We start from the raw sequence: 8,092 nt of genomic DNA on the forward strand, positions 1-8,092 counted from the left end.
TCTGGGAGCGTCGGTGCGAATGTACGGGCGGGAGGCGAAAAAGAGAGTAATATCATGTCCTTCGGTCATCAAAAGGTCGAAAGCAGACGGCTTTTGCTGCGCGAAATCGCACAACGGGGGCCCCTGCCCCGTATCGATCTGGCGGAACGCACAGGCATCAGCCGCGCCACGGTCACGGCCATCACCAGCGATCTGTTGCGCGGCGGTCTGATTGCCGAAGTACCGCGCGACACGCAGCCCGGCGAGCCCGCCAGAGGGCGGCCACGGGTCGACCTGAAAATCGCGGGGCAGGCCCATCTGGTGGCGGGGCTCAAAGTCTCGGATGCGTCGATCTCGCTGGTGTTGATGGATTTCCAGGGCACCCATCTGGCAGATCATGAACGCAGCATGCCCCAAGCCCGCCAATCCCCCGACGCGTTGGCCACCGAAATCGCGGCAGGCCTCACCCGACTGGCCGCGCAATGCGGGCGCAATCTTACCGACATTTCAGGCGTCGGCGTCGGAATTTCCGGGATCGTGGATGCAGATCACGGGCTGGTCTACTGGTCGCCATCTCTGGACCAGCGCAATGTGCCGCTGGGCAAGGTCTTGACGAACCTTCTCGGCATTCCCGCTTATGTGGACAACGACGCCAACCTGGTCGCCATGGCCGAACTGACCTTCGGGCTGGGCAAGGATCACTCGGATTTCATCGTGATCACCATTGAAAGCGGGGTGGGCATGGGCATGGTGCTGGGGGGACAGATCTATCGCGGCACCCGCGGTTGCGGAGCGGAATTTGGCCACACCAAGGTGCATCTGGACGGGGCGCTCTGCCGCTGTGGGCAACGGGGCTGCCTGGAGGCCTATGTGGCCGACTATGCCATTGTGCGCGAGGCCACGAGTGTGGGCGGGATCAGCGTGACCGCCTCGACCTCACAGGCTGTGACGGCGATCCTCGCAGCCGCCCGCAACGGCGACCCGACAGCCCGCACCGTGATTGACCGGGCAAGCCGCATGTTCGCGATGGGGCTGGCCAATCTGGTCAACATTTTTGATCCGGAACTGATCATTCTGGCGGGAGAGCAGATGCAGTTCGATCACCTCTATGCGGACGCGGTCATGGAACAGATGCGCAAATCCATCGTCGAGATCGACAAGCCGCCCCCCGAGGTCGTGATCCACAAATGGGACAACCTGATGTGGGCCCAAGGCGCTGCCGCCTATGCGCTGGAATTTGTTCAGGACACCGCCGTGGAGGCCCTTGAGGATGTATAGCGGAACCGGGTTTTTAAACAAATCCGACATAGTCAACTGTCGCGGATTTTGTAAAAAATCCGACGAAGGGCGAGGCCGCCGCGCTGCGCGCGGCGGGGCGCGCCTCGTCGCTGTCGTCGCCCTTCTGTCCCCCGTGGCGCACGCCGCCGGGGCAGCGGGGCCGCGCTTTGTCCCCATCGACGTGCCGCATCACGTCTATGATGGCGGGTGGGAACATTTCGTCGGCGGCGGCCTTGCCGTCCTTGATTGCAACGGCGACGGGCGGCCCGACATGGTGGCTGCGGGCGGCGCCAACCCGCCGATCCTGTTGCGCAACACCTCACCCGCGGCGGGGCCGCTCTCCTTCGAGGATGCAACGCCACAGGCCCTGGACCTGACCGGCACGACCGGCGCCTATCCGCTGGACGTCAACAATGACGGCGTGATGGATCTGGTGGTGCTGCGGGTCGGCCCGGACGTCCTGTTGCACGGCACCGGCGACTGCGGCTTTGCCCCCGCGCCCCTGCAAACCGGCGATCACTGGTCGACCGCCTTTTCGGCCACATGGGAAGCCGGTGAAGCACTGCCCACGCTGGCCTTCGGCCATTATGTGGACCGCGCCGACCCGGAAGGGCCGTTCGAGGCCTGTGACAGCAACACGCTCTGGCGGCCAAGCGATTCTGGCTACACGCCCTATCCGCTCGACCCCGGCCATTGCGCCTTGTCGATGCTGTTCACCGACTGGGCCCGCACCGGCACCGCCGATCTGCGCATCTCCAACGACAGGCACTACTACGTGCGGGACGGGCAGGAACAGCTTTGGGCCATGAGCACGCCGCCGGCGCTCTACACCGAGGCCGATGGCTGGCAGCGCCATATGCTCTGGGGCATGGGGATCGCGGCACGGGATCTGGACCGGGATGGCAAGGACGAGGTCTATCTCAGTTCCATGGGCGATCAGCGGCTGATGGAACAGGTGGGCGACGGGCCGACATTCCGGGATGTGCCCTTTGCCCGCGGCACGACAGCGCAGCGGCCGTATATCGGCGATGACGGGCGGCCCTCAACCGGCTGGCACATCGCCTTCGGAGACGTGCAGAACGACGGGCGCGACGATGCCTTCATCGCCAAGGGCAACGTCCAGCAAATGCCCGGCAACGCCATGGAAGATCCCAACAACCTGCTGATCGGGCAAGCCGATGGCAGCTTTGTCGAACAGGGCGACGTGGCGGGGGTCGCCTCGCTCCATCGCAGCCGGGGGGCCGCTTTGGTGGACCTGAACAACGATGGCCTGCTGGACCTCGTCGTGGTCAATCGGCGGGCGCCACTGCAAGTCTGGCAAAACAGGACATCCGATGGCGGCACCTGGCTGAGTGTGGATCTGCGCCAGACCGGCACGAACACGCAAGCCGTCGGCGCCTGGATCGAAGTAGATGATGGCAACGCGGTGCAATCGCGAGAAATCACCGTGGGCGGTGGACATGCAGGCGGCGTGGCAGGCCCGCAGCATTTCGGACTGGGAACGGCAGACAGCGTCCGGGTGCGGATCAGATGGCCCCATGGCGTCTGGAGCCCATGGCAGGATGCCGCCACAAATCAGACGCTGCGGATCACGCGGCCCTGACCGGTAAGGCTCTGCCGCGCATGCGGCGGGACGCATCTGGCGCCCGCGCGGCCTTGAGGCCACCGCCCCGGCCCGCTATGACCCGGCAGGAACGCAGAAGGATGCCGCCATGCCTCAGTTTCTTGATTTTGATGCCCCGGATTTTGAGAGCCGCTTTGATGCGTTGCTGACGGCGAAGCGCGAAGACAGCCCGGACGTCGACGCCATCGTGGCCGACATCATCGCCGATGTGCGCAACCGGGGCGACGCCGCCGTGATCGACCTCACCGAAAAGTTCGACCGGATTGCCCTGACGCCCAAGACCTTGCGGATCACGTCAGCGGAAGTCGACGCCGCCATCGCGCAGGTGTCGTCCGAAGACCGCAACGCACTGGAGCTTGCTGCCGACCGCATCGCCGCCTATCACGCGCGACAAATGCCTCGGGACGCGGAGTGGACGGATGAGGTCGGAGCCACGCTGGGCTGGCGCTGGACGCCCGTTTCGGCCGCCGGGCTTTATGTCCCGGGTGGACTGGCAAGCTATCCTTCGTCGGTGCTGATGAACGCAGTTCCGGCCAAGGTGGCCGGTGTCGGGCGGCTGGCGATCACCGTGCCAACCCCGGACGGGGTGCTGAACCCGCTGGTGCTGCTTGCGGCCAAGATTGCAGGTGTCGACGAAATCTACCGCATCGGCGGGGCGCAGGCCGTGGCCGCACTGGCCTATGGCACCGAAACGATCGCCCCCGTCGACAAGATTACCGGGCCGGGCAATGCCTTTGTCGCTGCCGCCAAGCGCCGCGTCTTTGGCAAGGTCGGCATTGACATGATCGCGGGCCCCTCCGAAATTCTGGTGATCGCGGACGGCGACAACGATCCCGACTGGATCGCGCTTGATCTGCTCAGCCAGGCCGAGCATGACGAAAGCGCGCAATCGCTGCTGATCACGACGGATGCAGGGTTCGGGCAAGCGGTGGCGACCGCCGTCGAGGCCCGGCTCGAAACCCTGCAACGGCGCGCCATCGCGGGGCCAAGCTGGCGCGACTACGGCGCGATCATCACCGTGCCCGATCTGGATGTGGCCGCGGCCTTGTCGGACCGGATCGCACCGGAACACCTTGAACTGTGTGTTTCCGATCCCAAGGGCTTGTCGGAAAAAATCACCCATGCCGGCGCGATCTTTCTGGGGCAATGGACCCCCGAAGCCATCGGCGACTATATCGGCGGGCCAAACCACGTGCTGCCCACCGCGCGTTCCGCGCGTTTTTCGTCGGGCCTGTCGGTGATGGATTTCGTGAAACGGACGACGCTGGCACAAATGACACCGCAGGCCTTGCGCGCCATCGGGCCCGGAGCGGAGCGTTTGGCCGCGTCCGAAAGCCTGGAGGCGCACGGGCTGTCCGTCACGGCGCGGCTGCGCAAGCTGAACGGCTAACCGGGGGCTCTGCCCCCGTCGCTATCGCGACTCCCCCGGGATTTTTGGGAACAGAGAAGCAGAGCCACTGCAGGTAAAAGCAGTGTTTCCCGGTGTTCGTGCCATTGCGTTCCCCGGCGGGCTGCGCGACTATCCGGCAATCGCATAATTCATCTGTATCTGGCCCCATGACCCGAATTACCAAAATCACTCTGGACGACGCCAACCTCCCCCCGCCGACCCCCGAGATCGATCAGGAACGCAAGGTCGCGGTGTTTGACCTGCTGGAAGACAATGTTTTTGTCTTGCCCGCCCGCGACGACCGCCCTGTTCCGTCGGGCCCCTATCACGTGGGCCTGTCGATCCGTGAAAAGCGACTGGTCTTTGATGTGTTTACCGAAGACGAGGAACCTGCGGCAGAGTTTCACCTGTCGCTTGGTCCCTTTCGACAGGTCGTCAAAGACTATTTTCAGATTTGCGAGAGCTACTTCGACGCGGTCAAAAAGCTGCCACCCAGCCAGATCGAAACCATCGACATGGCCCGCCGCGGCATCCACAATGAAGGCAGCCGGGTGCTTCAGGAGCGGCTGGAAGGCAAGGTCGACATCGACATCGATACCGCCCGCCGCCTGTTTACGTTGATTTGCGTTCTGCATTTTGGCGGATAGATGACCCAGCCCCTGCCCCAGTCCGTGCTGTTTTGCTGCGACCACAACGCGGTGCGCTCGCCAATGGCCGAGGGGATGATGAAGAAGTTCTACGGCACCGGCACCTATGTGCAATCGGTGGGCGTGACCAACGACATGGAAATCGACGGCTTTTCCATCGCGGTCTGCGCCGAACTTGGCGTTGAACTCAGCCGCCACAGGTCGCGCAGCTTTGACGAGATGGAGCAATGGGGCGAAGACCTGAGCTCTTTCGATCTGGTCGTCGCCCTGTCCCCCGCCAGCCAGCGGCGGGCGCTGGAACTGACGCGCTACTATCACCTGGACGTGGAATACTGGCCGATCCTCGACCCAACGGGGCTGGGCGAAACGCGGGACGCCAAGCTGGAAAGCTATCGGGCCACGCGCGACCAGATCATCACCCGCCTGACTGAACGCTGGGGCGATCCAAGAGAGGAGCCGTAATGGACATCATTCAACGCTATTTCGAGGCCTTCAACGCAGGCGACCCGGACGCAATGCTGGACTGCCTGACCGATGACATCGCGCACCACGTGAACGAAGGTACGGTCAGAACCGGCAAGGCGGCCTTTGCAAAATTCTGCGCCCACATGAGCCGCTGCTACGCCGAAGAGTTGACCGAAATGGTGATCTTTGCCAACGCGGACGGTACGCGCGGTGCTGCGGAATACACCGTCAACGGCACGTACCTCGCCACGGATGAAGGATTGCCCGAGGCGCGGGGCCAGACCTATTGCCTGCCTGCCGGGTCATTTTTCACGCTGAAAAACGGGCGGATCGCTCGGGTCACGACCTATTACAATCTTGCCGACTGGTTGCGGCAAGTGGCGTGATCCGGCTCGAGACCCTCACGGGCGATGCCATCGGCGATGCCCTCGAAGACGTCGCCCGGCTGCGGATCGCCGTGTTTCGGGATTGGCCGTATCTCTATGACGGGGATCTCGCATACGAACGGCGGTATTTGCAAAACTATCAGGTCAACGCAGGGGCCATCGTCATCGGCGTCTATGATGGCGACTGGCTGGTGGGGGCCTCGACCGGAGCGCCGCTGGCAGATCATGCGGACGATTTTCAGGACGCCTTGACCGGCTCGGGGCTCGACGTCAGCACAACTTTTTATTGCGGGGAAAGCGTGCTCTTGCCGCGCTACCGGGGGCAGGGCATCGGCGGCCAGTTCTTTGATCGACGCGAAGCGCAGGCGCGCACCCTGGGCCACACACATATCTGTTTCTGCGCCGTAGTGCGCCCGCCGGATCACCCTCTGCACCCGACAAGGTACCGATCCCTCGAACGGTTCTGGGAGAAACGCGGCTATGCCCGCCTGCCCGGTGCCGTGGCCCATTTCAGCTGGAAAGACGTGGACCAGCCCGCCGAGACCAAAAAACCGTTACAATTCTGGATGCGACAGCTCTGAGAGCGGCCCGTTCAGGTGCACAGCTGTGCCGCGCGATTGCTATAGGCTCTCCATTTGCCCCAGAACCGTTCGTCGCGGCTTTTGTCGGACTGGCGCACTTCCTGGGCCTCGTGCGGATCACTGAAAAAACCCGCGCCGCGGCGCTGTTCTTCAGGGCTGAGCGTGGTGTTGGCCACCGCCTGCACGCAGCCACAGCGCTCCCGGCTGGCCGCTCTGCGACCACTGCTCTGGCAGGCGGAATAGATCGGGCCGGTGGCAAACAGCGTGCCGGATCCGCCGGAGCGGCCCGGATTGGAGGTGCTGCCCCCACCACAGCCGGACAGGATCAGCAAAACGGCAAAACAGGCAAGGATGCGTGTCATTTTCGGGCCTCTGGGATCGCGCGGCGCGTTTGGTGGCCGCTTATGGTCTGCTCAATTGGTTCAACTATGCCGGAATGCGCGGACGAGCGCAATTCACGAAGGCGGGGTTTGGCGCACGGGTTTGACCGTGCGGATGGCAGAGGTTAGGACTGCGTCAGACAAACTCCAGAGGTCCCATGCCCCGCACCCGCCTGATCCTGCTCGCCGTCATCGCCGCCACGAGCCTCGCCGCCTGCGAAACCGCCAAAGGCGTGGGCCGCGACATCACCCGAACCGCCGAAGCCGTGGATAACGCTTTTTAGCCAGCGCACTGCCAAAGGCGATGCGCGAGAGTGTTCAGCCTTCCGCCAAAGGCGAAGCGCGTAAGTCCGCCCAGGGTCTCAAGCGCGGAGTCAAGGCCGCAGGCCGCCGCGCCATCGCCAGGCCGCCCCCCGGACTGGCGATTGTCTGATGCTTGGGCAAAGCTCTGATCGAAGATGTACTTGGCTGCCATAAAGCACTGCCGCACACAGGTTTGACGCCACCCCGCGGCCTGTCGACGGCGCGTCTTGCCGTCTAAGTGCAGCCTGACAAGCTATCCACCCAATAAGTCCTGCGCCAATTTCCAAGCTGACTTTGCAACGGACTGGACGCCTTCGTTGGTGCTCATATATGTCGCTGCGCCACTTCTGATGGCCCACTTTGTGCCGGTTTCGCCGACAGTCTCCGCCGCCTTGCTCAGAATAGTGTCCAGTTTGCCACCGCAATATATCGCTATGACCTTTGAAATCTCCCACAGTCTGGTTGCCAATTGCTTCAACCTGCTAGGGTCTGGATCGTCTTTCTCAATTTCCTGTTCAAGTTCATCCAGTATCGGCCACACAAACTCGATTTCATTTTGCGCGCCAGCCATAGGCTCGTTCAATGGTGGGCCCTGATTGTGGCCTGTTGTTGGGCTGGCTTGGCTGACCTGCAAATCAGACAACTCTGCTTTCAGGTCAGCTATGTCATGCTGCAGAATGATCTTGGATTCGATGATCGAAATGCGCGCCGCAACCGCACTCAAACCCGCGTCCCAAACCGCATCCGGGATTTTTGCAACTTCGATGGCAAGGTCCCAGTCGGTGAAGGTGCCCTCCCACATCTCCCCGTACCAGCGCCGCCAGAACGCCCAATCCGCGTGGCTGTCCAAATAGGTCAAAAAGCGCGCATGGTTTTCGGCGATGGCATTCGGTGCCGTAAGGCTTATCCCCTTTGATCCGGCAGCACAGGATGTAGTGCTATACGGCTTGCCTATCGGCCATGTTCCTGTATTGTTCCGGCCATGCCAGCCAGATGGAAAAACGACAGACCGATGTCCCGCCAGGCGTTTGACGCCCGCTTTTGCGATGAGGAAGCGTG

General features: G+C 62.9%; 10 protein-coding genes. 8 read left to right on the plus strand and 2 right to left on the minus strand.

Features of this window, described 5'->3' with window-relative positions:
* Positions 1-54: 54 nt before the first annotated feature.
* The 7 genes from LC354_RS06760 (at position 55) to LC354_RS06790 (ending at position 6,350) form a co-directional block, all read left to right on the plus strand.
* The gene (locus LC354_RS06760; RefSeq protein WP_223422274.1) at positions 55-1,257 is read left to right on the plus strand and encodes an ROK family transcriptional regulator; all 1,203 of its coding nucleotides are present in this window, start codon (positions 55-57) and stop codon (positions 1,255-1,257) included.
* Complete coding sequence (locus tag LC354_RS06765; protein WP_223422276.1) at positions 1,250-2,860, plus strand: CRTAC1 family protein; 1,611 nt, start codon at positions 1,250-1,252, stop codon at positions 2,858-2,860. The genes LC354_RS06760 and LC354_RS06765 overlap by 8 nt, the downstream gene beginning before the upstream one ends.
* 109 nt (positions 2,861-2,969) lie before the next feature.
* Entirely contained in the window at positions 2,970-4,271 is a 1,302-nt protein-coding gene (hisD, locus tag LC354_RS06770; protein WP_223422278.1) for a histidinol dehydrogenase, read from the plus strand.
* A 167-nt stretch (positions 4,272-4,438) separates the two neighbouring features.
* Positions 4,439-4,918 carry a UPF0262 family protein gene (locus LC354_RS06775; protein WP_223422280.1) on the plus strand — a complete coding sequence of 160 codons (480 nt, stop codon included), beginning with the start codon at positions 4,439-4,441 and terminating at the stop codon, positions 4,916-4,918.
* Positions 4,919-5,380, plus strand: a complete 462-nt coding sequence (locus tag LC354_RS06780) for an arsenate-mycothiol transferase ArsC (protein ID WP_223422282.1) — start codon at positions 4,919-4,921, stop codon at positions 5,378-5,380.
* Complete coding sequence (locus LC354_RS06785) at positions 5,380-5,769, plus strand: ketosteroid isomerase-related protein (protein ID WP_223422284.1); 390 nt, start codon at positions 5,380-5,382, stop codon at positions 5,767-5,769. Before LC354_RS06780 ends, LC354_RS06785 begins: the two co-directional genes overlap by 1 nt.
* Positions 5,769-6,350: a GNAT family N-acetyltransferase gene (locus LC354_RS06790; protein WP_223422298.1), complete on the plus strand. Its 582-nt coding sequence runs from the start codon at positions 5,769-5,771 to the stop codon at positions 6,348-6,350. Before LC354_RS06785 ends, LC354_RS06790 begins: the two co-directional genes overlap by 1 nt.
* A gap of 11 nt (positions 6,351-6,361) precedes the next feature.
* Here LC354_RS06790 and LC354_RS06795 read toward each other — a convergent pair whose 3' ends face one another.
* Positions 6,362-6,712 carry a hypothetical protein gene (locus tag LC354_RS06795; protein ID WP_223422285.1) on the minus strand — a complete coding sequence of 117 codons (351 nt, stop codon included), beginning with the start codon at positions 6,710-6,712 and terminating at the stop codon, positions 6,362-6,364.
* Positions 6,713-6,888: 176 nt separating this feature from the next.
* Between LC354_RS06795 and LC354_RS06800 the strand changes: the two genes are divergently transcribed.
* Entirely contained in the window at positions 6,889-7,014 is a 126-nt protein-coding gene (locus LC354_RS06800; protein WP_223422287.1) for an entericidin, EcnA/B family, read from the plus strand.
* 272 nt (positions 7,015-7,286) lie between these two features.
* On the opposite strand, the gene LC354_RS06805 is transcribed toward LC354_RS06800, so the two are convergent.
* The coding region (locus tag LC354_RS06805) for a hypothetical protein (protein WP_223422289.1) at positions 7,287-8,092 on the minus strand (806 nt) is incomplete at its 5' end.

Source organism: Tateyamaria pelophila, assembly GCF_019966495.1.
In the GTDB taxonomy this organism is placed as follows: Bacteria; Pseudomonadota; Alphaproteobacteria; order Rhodobacterales; family Rhodobacteraceae; genus Tateyamaria; species Tateyamaria pelophila.

Bases quoted from the DNA above. Each gene is read 5' to 3' on its own strand.
- LC354_RS06760 (WP_223422274.1), top strand. From the start codon at position 55: ATGTCCTTCGGTCATCAAAAGGTCGAAAGCAGACGGCTTTTGCTGCGC.
- LC354_RS06765 (WP_223422276.1), top strand. From the start codon at position 1,250: ATGTATAGCGGAACCGGGTTTTTAAACAAATCCGACATAGTCAACTGT.
- hisD (WP_223422278.1), top strand. From the start codon at position 2,970: ATGCCTCAGTTTCTTGATTTTGATGCCCCGGATTTTGAGAGCCGCTTT.
- LC354_RS06775 (WP_223422280.1), top strand. From the start codon at position 4,439: ATGACCCGAATTACCAAAATCACTCTGGACGACGCCAACCTCCCCCCG.
- LC354_RS06780 (WP_223422282.1), top strand. From the start codon at position 4,919: ATGACCCAGCCCCTGCCCCAGTCCGTGCTGTTTTGCTGCGACCACAAC.
- LC354_RS06785 (WP_223422284.1), top strand. From the start codon at position 5,380: ATGGACATCATTCAACGCTATTTCGAGGCCTTCAACGCAGGCGACCCG.
- LC354_RS06795 (WP_223422285.1), bottom strand. From the start codon at position 6,712: ATGACACGCATCCTTGCCTGTTTTGCCGTTTTGCTGATCCTGTCCGGC.
- LC354_RS06800 (WP_223422287.1), top strand. From the start codon at position 6,889: ATGCCCCGCACCCGCCTGATCCTGCTCGCCGTCATCGCCGCCACGAGC.